9 protein-coding genes are annotated in these 15,720 nt (G+C 37.4%); 2 read left to right on the forward strand and 7 right to left on the reverse strand.

Features of this window, described 5'->3' with window-relative positions:
- Positions 1–272 precede the first annotated feature (272 nt).
- The 7 genes from DWA31_RS14205 to DWA31_RS14235 all read right to left on the reverse strand — a co-directional run bounded on the left by DWA31_RS14205 (position 273) and on the right by DWA31_RS14235 (position 10,162).
- Positions 273–587 carry a hypothetical protein gene (locus tag DWA31_RS14205; RefSeq protein ID WP_114327240.1) on the reverse strand — a complete coding sequence of 105 codons (315 nt, stop codon included), beginning with the start codon at positions 585–587 and terminating at the stop codon, positions 273–275.
- A 507-nt stretch (positions 588–1,094) separates the two neighbouring features.
- Positions 1,095–4,874, reverse strand: coding sequence for a translocation/assembly module TamB domain-containing protein (locus DWA31_RS14210; RefSeq protein ID WP_136038004.1), 3,780 nt, complete (start codon positions 4,872–4,874; stop codon positions 1,095–1,097).
- 104 nt (positions 4,875–4,978) lie between these two features.
- Positions 4,979–6,820: an autotransporter assembly complex protein TamA gene (locus tag DWA31_RS14215; RefSeq protein WP_114327242.1), complete on the reverse strand. Its 1,842-nt coding sequence runs from the start codon at positions 6,818–6,820 to the stop codon at positions 4,979–4,981.
- Between the two features lie 178 nt (positions 6,821–6,998).
- On the reverse strand, positions 6,999–7,247 hold the full coding sequence (locus tag DWA31_RS14220) for a hypothetical protein (protein ID WP_136038005.1): 249 nt from the start codon (positions 7,245–7,247) through the stop codon (positions 6,999–7,001).
- Between the two features lie 32 nt (positions 7,248–7,279).
- Complete coding sequence (locus DWA31_RS14225; protein WP_210725605.1) at positions 7,280–8,833, reverse strand: alkyl sulfatase dimerization domain-containing protein; 1,554 nt, start codon at positions 8,831–8,833, stop codon at positions 7,280–7,282.
- 187 nt (positions 8,834–9,020) lie between these two features.
- Entirely contained in the window at positions 9,021–9,323 is a 303-nt protein-coding gene (locus DWA31_RS14230) for an MBL fold metallo-hydrolase (RefSeq protein WP_114327244.1), read from the reverse strand.
- 122 nt (positions 9,324–9,445) lie between these two features.
- Complete coding sequence (locus DWA31_RS14235) at positions 9,446–10,162, reverse strand: hypothetical protein (RefSeq protein WP_114327245.1); 717 nt, start codon at positions 10,160–10,162, stop codon at positions 9,446–9,448.
- 271 nt (positions 10,163–10,433) lie between these two features.
- Here DWA31_RS14235 and DWA31_RS14240 point away from each other — a divergent pair, with 271 nt between their 5' ends.
- Together DWA31_RS14240 and DWA31_RS14245 are read left to right on the forward strand one after the other, a co-directional pair.
- Positions 10,434–11,723, forward strand: coding sequence for a MipA/OmpV family protein (locus tag DWA31_RS14240; RefSeq protein WP_114327246.1), 1,290 nt, complete (start codon positions 10,434–10,436; stop codon positions 11,721–11,723).
- A 1,118-nt stretch (positions 11,724–12,841) separates the two neighbouring features.
- Positions 12,842–15,010 (forward strand): bifunctional diguanylate cyclase/phosphodiesterase, encoded by a 2,169-nt coding sequence (locus DWA31_RS14245; RefSeq protein ID WP_210725606.1) that lies wholly within the window; start codon positions 12,842–12,844, stop codon positions 15,008–15,010.
- Positions 15,011–15,720 lie beyond the last annotated feature (710 nt).

A 15,720-nucleotide genomic window follows, 5' to 3' on the forward strand; every position in this document is an offset into this window, starting at 1 on the left:
CCAGTGGACTTTGTTACATTGTCAGACTCGCTACTTTATTCAGAGTCTTAGGGTCATCTGGTGATACAGATGGTTCACTCTTATCGCGGTGAACAGCGTAACATACGACTTCACGTCGCACGGCACAAAGCGACATAGAATATTGTTACTTGGACCTATAAAAGTGTGGCATAATTCATTAAGGCCGACAGTTGCAACAAAAAAACAGATAAAGAGCAGTAATGCATTTGATATTTTTAATAGTAAGTAAGTTGTTGATTTTCAATATATGATTACTGGCTCTGACTCCTAGTTGAGTTGTTTATGCGTAACTCATGCTCATACAATGATAAATCCATGATGAGTTTGCCATTTTTATTTAAATCATAGCTAGATACTTCTCCCACACCATAAACAGATAGTTTTTCATTTATAGCTAAGACTAATTTATGAGTGACGCCATTTCCATCTCTAATCATGCTGTGTTGGATATTTTGCTCTTTCGGATTAATTATTTTTTCATCTCGCAAGACGATTGATTGATTATTTTTCTGAGAATTTACTATTTCAAATTCTTTTTTTAAAAAGTGTTTTTTAATGATGTTCATAATTTTTCCTTTTAGAGACAATTTGTTTTGAGATGAAACCATAATTTAAATCAGTCTCCAGTAATGTGTGTCATAACCGATTCAAAGTGTGATGACGGTGATCACGGATGAGCAATTAATTTTAAAGCAGTGCTGAAATATCTCGTTCAACAATAATGATAAATAATATTGCTCCCCAAAGGGTTAAAAATATTTTTTCTCGATGTTGTTTTAACGTATTCATAATATCCTTACATTTTTTTTCAGGTGGTGAGTTAGTAAGGGAAGTTTATAAAAAACATCACGTTTAGGCTGTGTACAAAAAGTGCAGTAAAGTGTGATTACATTTCTGAATGTGAATTAATAAAAAACACATTAAGGCTGAACCTGGAGGGTAAATAGGAATAAGTTGTTTAACTTAGTTGGTAACGTTTTAGAAGGTGATTAACGAGAAGGTGAATAGGTTAGGGTGAATGTTTACTAAATTTCATTGTTAATTGTGCGAGACTAAACTCTAATTTATGGTCATTAATCCACATCAAATGAATAATACAGATCACTCGATTGCTCAAAGCCACTCACGATTTCTAACCATAATCGATTTAGTAAATACAACCTTACCGTTAACTCATTAATTGGCTCATATACGCCAACGCCATATTTCAAATAGACACGATTACCAATATAACCACTAATGGTTGCTTGTGTTGTTTCGCCTTCACCTTCAGTATCTAAGGCAATATTACTAATGAGGGATAGTTTCTCTATTTGATCAAATAAGCCAACACTATTCGTTACTCCAAAACCAATCAGCATACTTGCTGCTGCAGTGCTATTGCCGCCGCCAGAATCTAAACCTCTCCCTCTAGCTAAATAGGAGAGCATTTCAGGCCTTTCCATCGTGGGTGTAGAGAATAATTGCATATCTAAGGTCTCAGCTAAGCCTGTTATTTGAAGACCCACTTCAATGTTCTCAGCTTTAATATGTCTACTTGCTCGCAAATTAAAATAAGGGTTATCAATAGGCCCGTTAAAAGTTAGCTTTCCTTTTTCAATATTCAACTTTTGTCCATAAGCTTGGTATGTGCCATTGTCTGATTGAATACTGCCAAAAAGTTGTAATGGTCGTTTATCCTTTTGACTGATTTGTAGTTGTCCAAATAAGTGACTTTGTAATCCTTGTCCTGATACTTCAAATGCTTTGGCGATATTAACTCTCACATTTGTTTCAATATTAAATTCAGAGGTCTCTTTAAAAATCTCCTTACCTTGTTGATCAACAATAATGACATCATCACTTAGAGAAATACTGCCTTCAGGAAGGTTTTCAATATTATAACTACCCTCTAATACATCTAGGTTACCTGTGATTGACAGTGATTTCTTCTTCAATGAAAAATTTAATGTGGGAGATATGTTCATGACTAACTGCGCTGGAAATACCAAGGGTAAGTCCTTGGCCTTAAGATCTATATCCATGGTAAGGCTATCTTGCCATGCAAGTTGACCCTTTAGCGTTGCCTTGCTTTCTTTTATGTAAAACTCGCCAACCATTTCCACATGTTTATTGTTAATTTGAAGTTCTGCACTAATATTTTCAAATTTATTAGGATTATGACTGAGTAATAACTCACCATTATGGAGTGCTAGATTGCCATTAATTAAAGGAGACTTAATCGTCCCCTCAATTGTTAACATTGCGGTTAAGCTGCCTTGTAAATTTACAACGTTGCTAATGACCGCCTGAAAGGGGTGTAAATTAAATTGGTTAAGTATTATTTGAGCATCAATAGGAAAGTCGTCAATAAAGTTAACTTTTGATTTTGTTTCAATAAGCACTTCTTCTTGAGCATCCTTTAACTGGAGTTTACTTGTTAATTGCGCTTCGCTTACAGAGAACGAAAGCTCTCCTTTGTGCCATTGTGAAATTTGTTGCTCAGTAAAACCATTATTTACTTTTATGTGACCTGGCGACAAAGCAAAGTTAGCCTTTGCCCATATTGCTTGAGTAGGTGACCATAGTGCTTTTATCTCACCTGAAATCTTACTCTTTAGCTGTACTTCTTCGGGTAAAATTAACTCATCCATTAACGATAAATCTATATTTAGCGTTAGCGTTATATCACCAGATTTACCAACGCTAGTATTGAGAGGTAAACAAATATCAAGACCTTTACCTTGCCAACAGTGTTTATCTATTAAAAACTGTTGTTTGTTTAAATCAAAATCAAGTGAAAAAACTTTGTTATTGCGCCAAGTCATTTGTTGATAAGTTAAGCCTGCTTGCTCAATAGAGCTTTGCCAAAGGTTCAGTGCTTCATCCCATTGGCTGGTTAACTTTAAATTTCCAGAAAGATCACCTTGCCAATCAACCTTTAGTTGCTGCTGATAGATATCACCAGAAAAGTTGAACGCTATTTTATCAATAGTAGCTATATCACTTTTCCCCGTTATTACTAAATGGTCATTTTTTACTGTTAACTGAGTTTTATGATAATTAAATGGCTGATAACTTGCGATGACCTCTAGCGACGAACTATAAAATTGTTGCCAATTTAGTTTTTTTAGCTTGGTGTTAAGTGTAATGATTGGATTTTCTTTATTTCCCTTTATCGAAAAATCACTGGAGATAGAGCCACTCGCGTCTTGGTACCAATGACTAATGTTATCGATAAACAATTGGCCGTTAACATGCCAGTTATTATCGCGGAACGTTTGTAATGTTAATTGGTCCTTACCCAAGGCAACTAGCAGTTCACCCTGGGATAAATTACCTGATGAAAAATAGCCTGATTGATTTAAGGCGATGTCACCTTGAATGATTAGTGCATAATTATTAATGGTTCCAGAAACATCCGTATCATTAACAGAGAATGACCATTGCGACTCAGACCAGATGCCAGTACTGGCTATTTTACCTAAAACTCGACCCTTGATAACGTCAGGGAGCATCGTTTCAACAACGTTCGTTTTATTTTCTGTGTTGGCGTTAGTATTGACGTTAGTACTTTCTGGAAAAACTAACGCCTTAAGGTTAACTTGAGGCAAGGTAAAGCCAGAAGAATCAGCAAATAATTCCCAATTTGTTCCTGTTGACTGAAAATCAATATTCCCGTGTAAATTTAATTGGCTATCAGAGCCTTTATCATTAAAGGTTAATTCATTAAGGGTGATGGCACCGTGTTGATGCTTAGCTGTTAAGCTCAATTGACCATTTTTATAACCATAGCTATTGAGTTGACTGCTCAAATTAACCGTTTGCTTAATCAAGTCACCTTGCACCGCTAAAGAAAGTGATGAAGGTTGTCCGTATTGCGCTAAATATAAGGGCAGTGGTAATTTATCAGCCGATAATTGTAGGCTAAATGGCAGTTGATGATACGTTAAATTAATGTGCGCCTGACTGTTAAAAACTAGGCTACCTTGACTTACAGCATTCACCGTTAAATCATCTACGGCACCCTGCAAAGATATAGCTACTATCGAGTTAGATGCTTCAGGCCAAAGTGGAATTTCATGTAACTGCGTGGTTAACTTAGCATTGATTTTATAAGGCGGTATAAGTTGTGTTTTTACCGCTAAATGTTTAATTGAATAGTCTACGGTTGAGGTTTGAAAGTTCGTTATATTTACATCACTTTTTACCCAAGTGACGGTAAGGTGACTCTGCTGATAAGGCCATTGGACATCATTTTTCAGGGCATCATTGGTTTTATCTTTCTGATCGATAATTCGTAATTCATCAACGAATAACTGTTGAATGTTTAACGCTACGGGTAAATGAACTTCAGGTAAGGTACTAAAAAGTACATGGACTGAATTTCCCGTATCTTTTGCATTACTTTTTTTATTTTTACTATTTTCATTACTTTCTAGCGCGATGGTTAATCGACTAGCGTTGGGATGTAATATGGTAAATTGACTGGTTTTAATCTCTACTTGAGCCGTGAATTGCTCAATATCTATCAGAGTTTGGTTAATCACTAGGTGGCTTTTTGTTAACTCTACTGCTTGAACTTTTATGGCAAAGGGCATAACAAATAAACTGCCATCATTGACTGTTTCAGGTTCGTTTCTCGACTTTTTATTTTTACTGTCGTCAGTGTAAGTTATTAATAATTGTGAAGATCTTATTGAATCAAGGCACAGTTCTTTTTTCCAGCTGCAAGAGAAGTCAATCTCAACAGCTAAATCCTTAATACGAATATCAAGTGTCTCTAAGTTAAGATGTAAAGAGTTGAGCTCAATATCTCTGACTAAGGAGCCGGCTTTGTAATCAGCATTAATACCGTCAATGTTATTCAGCAAGCTAATCGTTAACCGGCTCCCCCAAGGAGTGGCCAGTAAAATAGTGAACAAACAAAACAATATTATGCACAGTTTTACTATGTTAAAGCTTACTCTTCGCCAGATCACAATTCAGCACCTAAGTTGACATGAATTCGCCAGTTTTTATTATCGCCATCAATGCCGTAAGCAACGTCAAACCTGATTGCGCCCACGGGTGACATATAGTGTAAACCTGAGCCCAAAGAGTACACTGGTTCAAATTCGCCTTTATTGGCGGCGCTACCACCATCAGAAAATAAGGCGACACGCCATTTATTGTTGAGGTAATATTGATATTCTATACTTGCCACCATAAGTCGGGTACTCCCTATTACAATTGGCACTGCTTGATCCGGGTCTGATGAAGAAGGAACAGTTGACCCGATAGATTGATAAGCGAAACCTCTAATACTCTGATCGCCACCGGCATAAAAACGTAATGAAGGGGCTAATTCAGCATCTCTATCAACATAAATCGCGCCTAGTTCAGCGCGTGCAACCAATCGGTGATTGGCGGTTAATTTTGTAATATAATTCCAACGGCTATGTACTCTAAAGAAACTATTGTCTGAACCTGCATTTAAATGAGCCCCTTCAATATTATATGTTTGACGAAAACCTGAACTTGGATCTAATGGAGATCCTGAGCGTTCCGTTTTTGACCAAGTGATACCCGGTATAATATAAGTTGCGGCATCTAATTCATCCCAATTAATATTCGGTGTTGTATCATCAAGCTCATATTGCCATGACTCTTGATGATAACGGATATAAATTTGTCGTTGCCAGTTATTTTTACTGACAACTCGGCCTATTTGAGTTGATAAAAACTTAGTATCAAAATCAGCGTAGTTGTCATTTTCAATGGTTATTTTAAATTGAAGTAAATCATTCGTTGGATGACTTAGAGGTATGCTATAAATAAATTTACCTGTTGGGTTTAACTTAGAGTACTCAACTTTGGTTTCTTGAAAGTGACCGTGCCGGTTGATCAAAGGAGTACGCCAACCCGCAGAAAGACGAAATTGTGTATCGGTGGCATAACCAATACCTAAATCGAATTGATGGCTTTTAGCGGCAGTTAATGAAACATTAATGGGGACAGTATATTTATAATTAATGTCGTCTTCGTTTTTATCACCTTGAATTGCGACAATACTGGAAAAATACTGAGTTGATTGCAGTTGATTCTGTAGTTGATGAAAAGTGGTGGTGCTGTAGTATGCATTTTTCTGAAATGGGATTAACCTTGATAACAACTCAGGGTCAAGTTCAAAATCAGAAAAGGTGACTTCACCAAACTGATATCGTGGGCCACTTTTATAATGCAATGTAATATCAGCGTAGTGATATTGATTTTTGATCGCTATTTTACTTTCAGTTAATTCGCCATTAAAATAACCACGCTGTAAAGCTAAAGAAATAAAATCAGATTTTAATTTTTCATACTTGCCGTGATGAAGTACCTCACCCTGTTTAATCTCATGATTATTCAATAACGCTTTAAAAGCGGGATCTTCACTCGCGTCACCATCAATGTTTATATCCACTTTATCGATTAAAGTCGGAGAATTTAAGGTAATGGTAAGGGTAAGTTGCCATGGGGTTTGACTATTTTTTTTTGTATTAAATTTTTTGATACTACTTTTTTCAGTATTAGCTTTACCTTGATTAACTTTGGCAATAATCTCTGCTTGATAATAGCCTAAGGCTTGCAATGCATGATTGGTGTTATCTTTGGCGATATAAATAAAAGCAGAGCGCTCTAACTCACTATCGGGTAATTTACCTAAATGAGAGCGTACATTGCTGTGAACAACTTTTGGCAGTTGACCATTGAGTGTAACAACTAAATTACTTGCGTAAACCGAAGGACTTATAATAAAAATAATAAAGCCGCTTACTAATCCCCTAAAAGAGAACATTATGCTGTAAGCCAGTAATAAGTGGATATCATAATTGTAATGTGGCTACCTATTATTAAAACTATTAATTCGACTATATTTTCGCTTATTATCGCATGAATGCAAATATAAAAGCGACTACAGATATACAAGGAAAACCACTCATCATTCAGGTTTATTAGTTATTTTTATAGGGTTATCAATTAAAAGATAAGCTCTCAACAAGGTCAGCTAATAGTAGTTCAGCTTTATTGAAATCAAAATTATCGAGCGTTAGCGCCAAGGTATCAAACTCACTTTTTAATGGCTGTAGATTTTTAACCTGCTGCAACTGTTTTATCAGCGATAAAGCATCACTGTCATAATCATTAATAGCGCGTTGTAAATCTTGTAAAAGCGTATTGATTTCTATCTGGTTTATATCAAGCAATTCTCTGCTTGCTTCCATAGTAGACTCAGTGATTATAAAGCGTTGTTCATTCACTTGTGCAATAACTCACTTTTTACCGGGTCTAACCGGACACGTAAGTAATCAACAAAAGTGCTAGGCGATGACGTAATTTGCACTGCTTGTGGTAAAATTAAACGTGGTAAGTGAATTTTACCTTCTAATGCTAATGCTTGCGTTGTTAAGTGAGCACGATCGTTGCCACCTGTCGCCACATAAGACATAGCACGTAAAGCATCAGCCTTTAGTTGTCTTACTTCCATATCTTGTGGGTCAATCTGATATAAGTGATTAACTAGTTGTGCTGCCCAAACAAATTCGCTTTTCTTCATTGCATCACGTGCGGCGGTAAGAACTTTGTTACGACCACCTAATAACGGCACTAATCGCTCTGCTTGATCAAGCTTTGATATCTGTTTTAATGTCGCTGCATCACCGTCGTACCAACCAACAGCATGAGTAAAAATAGCTGGAGCATAAGAGGATATTTCGCCATAGGCTTGGAAGTTATTTGGGATGGCATCTAAATAGTCTGGAAATACCATTGTTTGGCGTAGTTCTTGTGGCCCTTGACCATTATTAATGCCACGAATTGTTTGGTCTAAAACAAACATTGCACCATCAAGATAGCCTTCTATCGTATTTTTAATTTTTTCTTTGCCTACTACAGGGCGAGCAGCAGCACTAATTAACACCTCGGCGCCAAGATCACGATGGTGTTGTAAACCAGCCATCCATACTTGAGGGTCACGAAAAACATCGCCACGTACTGAATAAAGTTGCGGTGGTGATAACCATAACAGGGTTGTTAGCAATATTTTCCTGTCTTCTAACCAAACTTCAGTATGAACTTTATCGTCACTACCCCATTTAGTGAAAAACTTCATTTTTTGACCAAGTACTGTCAATTCCTGTTCATGTTCTACAGGGGTATTAACTGGCAGATATGTAGACTCTAACTCTGCAGGTAGAACTAAAGGTAGTACCCAAGCATCAGGTCCTTCTGTTGGGGTAAAACCATTAAATTGTGCTGCAGCTCGACCAGTAAGGTATGGACCTAGCTCAGGAAAGTATGCAGGAGCACCGCCGCCTTTTAGGTTGTTAGCAACAACTTTATTGACCTCAGGGTGACCAATAATGATAATATCGTCATTACCCTCGGCTAAAACACCTGCACCTAAACCGGTATGTGAATGACCATAAATAATCGCTTTAATGGGTTTGTCAGTTACCGTGCGGATTGCTTTAAGAAAAACTTCACCGTCATGTTTTGCATCGCCGGTATCAAAGGCAATGAGTCCTTCTGGCGTATCAATAATCGTCATTGGCGCTAAGGCATATCCACCAAATACCCATATACCCTCAGCAGGTTGTTCAATGGTTGGGGTTGTCCATGCTGCATTGTTAACACGAGTAAGTACCTCTTGATTAACAATAGCGCCATTCGGTGCTTCTGCTAAAGTAACGGGGGCCCCCATATATGGGTTGCTCACTTCATTTTTTTGAACATTAGCATAGGCATAACTACCAAATATTATCGTGCTGAAAATTGCGGTAAGACTAAGACTTATAATACTTTTTTTCATTTTTTAATTCCTAAGTGTTAATGTTTCAAAAAAACTAACTTTAAATGGTTTGATGTATTAGGAGCGTATAAGCCCATGATCTATCACTTATCTTACTTGGCTAGAATTTACTGTTCCTAGTGAATGAATAAAGTTTATAACAGCACTTGCTTCGTTGATGTGTGGAAAGTTTTGTTCAATGTGTGATTTAGTGTAGAGCGGCGTGAAAAATTGTACTTCTGTCGATGTGATCAGGGGCTTCACTTGGCACATGAAACAATTCCATTTCTACACCATCAACCAAAATAGTGATTTTATCACTAAAAGTTAAATTAGGTGTTGCGGTATAAGAGCCTTTAGCACGGTCTTCAAATGCACCTTCGTTTTGAATAGCAACCCCCTGATTAACAAACCCCTTCGGCCTTAACTCTAACTGTGCACCAAAATCATAAACACCACGTTGACTCATAATTGGCGAAGTAAAACCGCCTTCAAGTGCTAGGTTTTCCATAAAAGTATCATGAGCAATAAGGTTGATTTTACCCGCAGCAATATCTTTTGGAGAAACATAGCCGGAAGTGCCTGCGTGTTAATCTGGGTGATGGATGTGTAATAAAAAAGGTAACTATGTGCCTAATTAAACTGATAAGAATACGAAATCGCTATATCATTTCTTTGTCCGTAGTCGTCATCTGAAATAATGCCAAAAATACCAAAAGATTGCTGATTATTAATTTTATAACTTAAGCCGCCACCAGCCCAATAACCCGAGTAACTGTTTGAGCCAGCCATACCACCAGCTAAAGCAATTAACGAAAAATTTTCAGTCAATGGCTTTAATCCAAAAGCTCCTAGGTATGCACCATGGCTTGAGCTTGGTATCAGAACAAAATCACCAGCGTTAAAGTTACTGATTGAAAGAGTAGGGGCGTTTTTCTCGGTCAGTTGGTTACCATCATTATAGTTATAACCGGCCATGGGGAATATTTGCCAGCCACCCGGGGTAAAGCCAAAAATACTCAGTGGAATAAAAGTGCCGACGCTGTAGTTATTTTTATAGACATCATTTTCATAATCTACCCGGCTAAAATTAAAATTTACAATACCGATATCAAATAACCATGAACCACCGATTCGCCATTCACTTGCATCTTCGTCGATACTGGCATTAATCATCCGTACTTCATCTAAGCCAATAGATCCTGAAAAAGTTAAACCATCGTTATAACCTACACCTAATTTGGTGACAATTTTTGTTGGATCATCATGATGTTTTTCTTGTGCAAAACTTAACGCGGGTAGCAGCAGTGTCATCGTTAATAACGTGCTTGCTAATAGTTTTTTTTTCATTGTGAACTTCCTTAAAGTATTTTCTGAATGCACTTTTAAAGGGCTGTGTGTACTTAATCTCCCTTGTTTATGGGAGTACTTTAAGATGATTTTGTCATCATTGATGTGTGCTTTTTATTTCTTAATGTGTGTTTAGTACCTATCAGGTATTTCATCAGATTAATATCACACATTTACCATAAGTTACTGCATATAAATGGTAAATTGTTTATCATAAACTAATTACATCGACATCAATTAGTTAGCTCATTCGACGAGAAGATAATCAACCATGCGCTTTATATTCGCCTTATTGTTAATAACAATAAGCACCAATGCCTTTGCTAAAACTGATGAAAAAGAAAAGCCATGGGGTTTAGCCTTAACCATGAGAACGGCAAATATTCACTTTGATACCGAAGAGGATAACGTATCAAGCGTTGTGCCAATGATGTTTTATGAAGGCGATACCTTTTTTATTCGTGGTACGGAAGGTGGGGTACACCTTTTAGATGAAAATGATTGGGAACTTAATGTAATGGCGCGAATGCGTTTTTTTGATATTCCAGCAGAATACCAAAACATCGTTCAAGGTGATTCCGTTGATATGGGTTTTCAATGGCGAAACCACACCAGCGAGAATCATTTTTATGATGTTGAAGCCTTTGGTGATTTAGACGGTAACCCTTATCTTAATATAAGTAGCAGTTGGTACTTTCATTACAATAATTGGGAGTTCATGCCAAAAATAAGTACACGTTATAAAAGTGCTTCATTCAATAGTAAGTATTTTGCACTAGAAGAGCTCACCGATGAGCGCATTGGCGCTGGGTTTGATGTTAATGCTAATATTGAATCTCGTTACCATGTTGCTTCTAATCTATATATTATTGGCTCTGTTGGTATCACAGGTTTAGATAATAACGCTTATCACAGTACAGCGGTTGATCAACGCTGGCAAAGCGAAGCCTATTTAGGTTTTGCTTTTTTTAATGATAAGAGTAAAGCAAACAAATCTTCAATCGGCAATAGTGGCTATTTACGTGTTTCACATGGTTGGGCTACCCCCTCTAATATCGGCGATATAATTGCCGGTGACGGAGAAAAGGATGAGTATAACAATCAAATGTCCTCAATTTATTACGGTTTACCTCTTACTGATGAATTATTTGGTTTACCCATCGATTTATACCTAACCACAGGGCTCGCATTGCATTGGAAATCAGAGGTGCAAAATCTTGAACAAGAGTATGTATTAGCGATTAAAGCTTACTACACCATTCACTGGCCTGTTAGATGGCGAATAGGTTTTGCTGAAGGGTTGTCGTATGTATCAAGTGTTACTTATATAGAAAAAACAGAAATGGAGGAAAAAGGTTATCGCCCAAGTAAATTGATGAATGCAATCGACATCTCAGTAGACATTAATATTGGAGATATATTTAACGCAAAAGCTTTAAAAGGCACTTGGCTTGGTTACGGTATTCACCACCGTTCGTCAATGTTTGAATCGGCCTCACAATTTGGCCGTATCAAAGGTGGTAGTAATTACAATACCGTGTATCTGCAATTTGATTTCTAGTCTGGAATGTTAATTATTACCACTTTGCGGTCACTAGCTGTTAATATAAAATGACGTTTCGGATTAGATTTTGTATCGATAACGCCACTTTAAACGGCAATTAATTGCTAGAAAAAATGTGTGGGGCGTGAACAACAGCTAACTATTATTTTCCTTATTTAAGATCTTATAGTTTGTTTTTCCTGCTTGGCGTCGCGGTGGCGACCACACACAAGGGGCGACGTACCGCCGCGCCTCCCCTTGGAACCCCTGAGACGCCCTACTCAGCAGAACATTCAATCACCAACTAGCGTAAACCACGATTCCTGCCGATTTATCGTCCATGAACAACGGCAGCCCTCGACGTCCTGTCTCGGGTCGAGATCTACCTTTGCTAGTTGAAGGTTGAATTGCTGAGATGGGATTTGGAGTATTTGGTAACAAAGCAGAATTATTACACCCAATAGCTTTGGGATAGTTGAATAATGACCATAGATGAAACAAGCACCAAGTCTGCTTGAACAAACGCTGAAATGAGTGAAAGTGTTCACGTATGTTCATCAGGAATGATGAACAAAGCGATGTCGGCACATGGATGTGCCATCAGCGCTGTTAGGTCGATAACATTTGAGTGAATTGAAGAATACGTTTGTTAGCAGCTCCGAGGGATTCCAAAGGGAGAAGAAAGAGCGGAGACAGTCTCACTCTTTCTTTTTGGGTGTCGTCGCCACCGCGACAAATCATTTTAATTTACTCTGGTCGACTTATTTTACGATCACTTCTGCCACAGTATAGAAGTTAGTTTTTTTAGAATTTACATTGAAATAATTTGTATGTTTTGATCTACAGCGGACATAGCTCAACAATCACAATACGCTAGCTGTTTCCTGATTTCAGACATTCCCTATAGATGAAAACAGGTGCCTCTTGAGAATAACTTAACCAATAAGCAGCTCTGTCGGAATGCGAACTATACACACCATTGCCGTCATTCATCATTAAACTAATACTGCGACCCGAAATAAAGCCAAAAGTCTAATGTGAATTACTCCCAGATAAAGTAGTATTGATTAAACATTGGAGAGTAGTTAAATTCAAAATATATGGAAAAAAATAGTTAAGTTATGGCAAGAGTTGCGTTGACAAGTATTAGATGGCTAATTAGTTTCGCCTTCTTTGTTATGGTAAGTAGCGTTGGTTTTTTTTGGCAATACCAAAGTCAAATGTTAACGACAAATGAGCAACAATTTCTGTTGAGCGAAATTACCAATTCTGAAGCGATTACCGTAGAGCGCCGATTATACCGATCGTTATCTGCAACCGATATATTGGCGATTGAAATTAAACAAAATAACGGCAACTTCACTGACTTTGATACTTATGCTCAAGCGGTAATCGATTCAATGGGGGGGATTTCTAATCTGCAATTGGCTCCCAATGGTATCATCAGTCAGATACACCCACTCTTAGGCAACGAAAAAGCGATTGGCCACAATATACTGCGTGACGATAGTCGCCGTAATGAAGCTATATTGGCTATTTCTAAGAGACAACTGACCTTGGCAGGACCGTTCAAATTAGTGCAAGGGGGGATCGCAATTATTGGCAGAAAACCAGTGTTTTTTAATGTTGATGGCAAAGATACCTTTTGGGGATTTACCTCGGCATTGATTTATTTGGACAAACTTTTAGCCGTGACTAAATTAAAAGAATTAGAAAGCAAAGGGTACCATTATAGTCTTAGTCGAATTCATCCAGATACCGGTCAAAAAGAAGTTTTTGCACGTTCAAAAGATCGCTTAGATGACATATCTCAATCAGCGAAGATAGAATTGCCAAATACCACATGGACATTAACCATAAGCCGAGCAAGTCTGAATTCTAAGTCTAATTTTTTTGCCTATTTCGTGAGTTTATTATTGGGCTTACTCGCCGCGTGGTTGATCACTTACCTTCAACGCCAGCCAGAGTTATTACAACTGGTGGTAAAGCAAAAAACGGCAGAATTGGAAAAACTCGCTTTTAATGATCATTTGACGGGATTAGCCAACCGGCGATATTTGAACAAGTATCTAGAACAATTTTTATTTGAACAGAAACGCTATAACAAAACAGCAGCCCTATTTTACTTGGATTTAGATAATTTTAAGCGGGTTAATGACTCAATGGGACACAATTTTGGTGATCAGCTTTTAACTCAGATTGCTGATAGGATTACTAAGTCGGTACGAGTTGGTGACGTTGTTTCTCGTTTGGGGGGGGATGAGTTTGCGGTGCTATTACTTAACACTGATTCCGTTAATTCGATCAGTAAAATTGCTGAAAAATTAATTGAAGAAATTAAACAACCGGTAATCTTTGGTGATCGTAGTTTTGTTCTTTCCACATCAATTGGTATTACCTTAATTCCTCAAGACGGTAACGAAGTCCTTGAGTTATTACGCAATGCTGATATGGCTATGTATTCCGCAAAAAATGCCGGTAAAAGCCGTTATAGTTTTTTTAATCAAAAGCTTCAACAACAGGCGATTGAAAGACATCGTATTGAAACTGAGCTGGTAACTGCCGTAAAGTGCCATGAGTTAGTGTTACATTATCAGCCCTTGGTTGAGTTGAAGACTAACAAAGTTATTAGTTTGGAGGCGTTAGTGCGTTGGCAGCATCCTGAAAAAGGGTTGATCTATCCAGATCGCTTTATCGGCATTGCTGAAGATTCAGGACAAATTGTAGAAATTGGTTATTGGGTTATTAAAGAAGTATGTGAGTTGATTAGCCGCCGAGAAAATGAGGTGGATGCTCAGCCATCAATCGCAATAAACCTTTCTCCTAAGCAATTTGAAGATCCAAACTTACTCGATAATATTCGTATTATCGTAAGTGAAACCAATATTGATCCCCGTTTGCTTGAAATCGAAATCACAGAATCATCCTTGATGACTAATCTTGCCGAAGCCCTATATGTAATTGAGCAGCTTCGTGCAATGGGGATCAAGATTTCCATTGATGATTTTGGTACGGGTTACTCCTCATTAGCGCAACTCAAACATTTTCCAGTTAACAAACTTAAAATTGATCGCAGTTTTATTGCCACAATAGAATCAGACCGCAGTGACCATAAAATTGTTAGGGCAATTATTGCTATGGCACATACACTAAAAATACTAGTTGTTGCCGAAGGCATAGAAAACAAGCACCAGTTGTTGTTATTGAAAAATAGCAAATGTGATATTGGCCAAGGATATCTGTTTAGCCGTCCGGTAAAGATAGAGCAACTAAAAGAGTTGAATTGTAACTGGAATGAATTGTAAATGAATAAGTAGTTTTACGTTTACTTTTATTTCGCGTATTTAGAAGATTACCGGCATCAATTAGAAACTTATTTATCCTAACTACAGATGAAAAACAAAGACTTATAAATATGCTAGTTTGAGCTTGCAGGAGTCATAGATATTGCTCTTGCTCTTCAACTGTATTTTGCTTTTTTGATCATGGAATTAGTCCCAAAAACGATTTTGGGAACGTCCGCTATGCCAATGATTTTTAATCACCTTGCCGACTTGCTTAGGTCAACTAACTGATGTTCAGTTGACCTCGACAAACACTCAAAACTTCAAAATATTACTTTTTCTTTGCGCACAATGCTGACCTAAATTAGCCCTCAAAATCAGGCATATTTATGTTCACTTAGATACAAAAGCCGACGTTGGGATTGGCTTATCTAGCGACAAGTGATCTGACGCAAAACAGCCCTGCGTTAGATAATGAAATTGTTTTAAATATCATCAGGAATCTGTAAAGTCAAAAATTCTAATTTGATTAAAAATACCAAAAGCTGACTTTAGATTAATATGATTTTAGGTATTAAAATTTTTATGATTCTATGGCGCAATAGTCGGATAGACGACACCTGTTACCAGGTGTCGTCCTCCTGAGAACCGTACGTGCAACTTTCACTGCATACGGCTCAAGCCTCCACAAAGGCATATAACGTTACCCACCAACCTTTTTCTGGTTGATT

The organism is Candidatus Colwellia aromaticivorans (genome assembly GCF_003333305.1).
Lineage (GTDB): Bacteria > Pseudomonadota > Gammaproteobacteria > Enterobacterales > Alteromonadaceae > Colwellia > Colwellia aromaticivorans.